Origin of the sequence: Pseudomonas sp. BN417 (assembly GCF_029871205.1) — a bacterium.
Taxonomy (GTDB): domain Bacteria; phylum Pseudomonadota; class Gammaproteobacteria; order Pseudomonadales; family Pseudomonadaceae; genus Metapseudomonas.
Genome location: NZ_SSOJ01000143.1, coordinates 31,360 through 33,317 on the forward strand (window position 1 = coordinate 31,360; position 1,958 = coordinate 33,317).

The following is a 1,958-nucleotide window of genomic DNA, read 5'->3' on the forward strand; positions in this document are numbered from 1 at the left end:
TCTCGCGGCATCCATGCCGCTCGTCCCCCTGCGCAACGCTTCCGCTCGGCCTCCTGACGGGGCGCAGTCGCTGCCCCACCCCAGTTGCTCAGTTTCAGGCCGCTAATGGCTTCAGGACTGTTTGTGCCTCGCCGGCGCGAGTCACCCCTCTACCCCTGGGAGAGGGGCGGGGGTGAGGGATGTATCAGGCAGGCGTGGAGGTCTGAAAGAACCGTACTAGACGCCTCTATTCGGTGCTGCAACAGCTAACGCAGACATAGCCTTCTCCTTCGGCCTAGGGTCATTGCGCTCAATATCGTGCTCGCGCCATGACATCCGGGAGAGGCTGGATATGTTGCGCATCGCGCAGTGCCGGCAAGCTGTGGACCAGCGTCGCCGACTACGAATAGGGCGTTTTGGATGCTTCGGATGGAACCGGCTGCGGACGTTTCGCCAGGATGATCTTGCGGGCCGTATCAACGAAGGGGGTGACGATCAGGCTGTAGATTGTCAGGTAACGGTCGTGATCTTTTTCTCGGGTACCGAATCGAATGCTCTCGGGCTTCGCGGTGGTGACATAGAGCGTACCGAACATCCAGTCCCAGAGTGACAGGTTGGTACCGAAGTTCTTGTTGAAGTGCCGGGGCGCGTCACTGTGGTGAATCTGGTGCTGGGCCGGGCTGTTCAGCACATGCTCGATTACTGGACCGAACGAAAGCCACACATGGCTGTGACGCAGGTTTGCCGCCAATCCATTGAAGATGAACACCAGATAGGTCACGCCGAACAGGGTATAGCGGCTGATTTCCCCGCCACAGGCATACCAGAAGACACCTGCGTAGAAGCCGAGGCAAACGGCGGTGGTCAGCTTCTCGACGATCTTTTCCACGAAGTGAACCCGGCTCGCCGTCGCCGGCACCAGGACAGGCGCCGAATGATGGACCTTGTGAAACGCCCATAGCCATCGGGAATGAAAGGCTCGATGAGCCCAGTAATGCACGAAGTCTTTCACCAGAAACACCCCCAGCCCATAGACCAGCGAGAGTGAGAGGTTCTCACCTGGTTGCGGGCGCGCGCCCCACAGGTTGGTGAAAAAGGCGACGTAATCCCCGGAGCGCAGGATGTAAGGATCGACCAGGCCGACGATGGGCAGAACCAGGGTGATTTTCAGGATGGCCCGTACGAAGTAGTACCGATAGTCCAGCAACGCCGAGCGATGGAAATTGACCCGGTTGCCGCCGATGAACTGCCAGAATGAAAGTGCGTCTGTCAGGCCACGATGTTTCCTGAACCGAAACAGGCAGTAGGCGACTGTGTAGGAGACGAAGAGAAACAGCACGCCAAGGCGACCGTTCAGATCGAAAATGCCTGCGAACTGCCTGGTGACCGGATTGATCACCAGATCGGTCAGGTGGCTGTAGATAAGCGAGAGAACGTCCACGGCGAGCGAGTCTTCGTCAAAGGACAGTGGAGTTGGCCGGTTGCCTGCCGGCCGCCGGGTACTGGATCGAGCCGAACGGCACGCATCGGCCCGGTTTCGGTTCGAACCTGGAGTTGGCGCTGCGCTCCTGGGGGGATCAGGTCCACTGAGCCGTATGCGGAGGCGTATTAATCGCAGTCGAAGACGGTGTGCCGATGCAGCGCCATGCCCCCTGTCGGCCAGGTTCAGCAATAGGCGCGATATTATTTGCCAATGATTCTTACTGTCAAAACAAGAAACGGGTCCAGCAGGTCCGTTCGACAGGATATCGATAGGCGGCTTCCACCAGCATGAACACCCGAGGAATTCGAGGTCCCGTCCTATTCTTTGGTTCTTCGCGGATTACCGGGGAGATTTTGCTCAGACCGGATTGGCAATCTGGTGTGAGTGAGGCTTGAGGTTCTGGTGTTCAGCTCATTGCCGAGCGGGCTTCAGGTCTCTGTTTCGCCCTCCCGGGCGAGTCCCTTTTCCAATCGCCGGATGGCCGGCCCCGTGAAAA

At 58.6% G+C, this 1,958-nt stretch carries 1 protein-coding gene; it reads right to left on the minus strand.

The genetic code is table 11. The annotated features are described in order from the left end of the window. Positions 1-379: 379 nt before the first annotated feature. Positions 380-1,420, minus strand: a complete 1,041-nt coding sequence (locus E8F11_RS21665; RefSeq protein ID WP_280290933.1) for a sterol desaturase family protein — start codon at positions 1,418-1,420, stop codon at positions 380-382. Between the last annotated feature and the right edge of the window lie 538 nt (positions 1,421-1,958).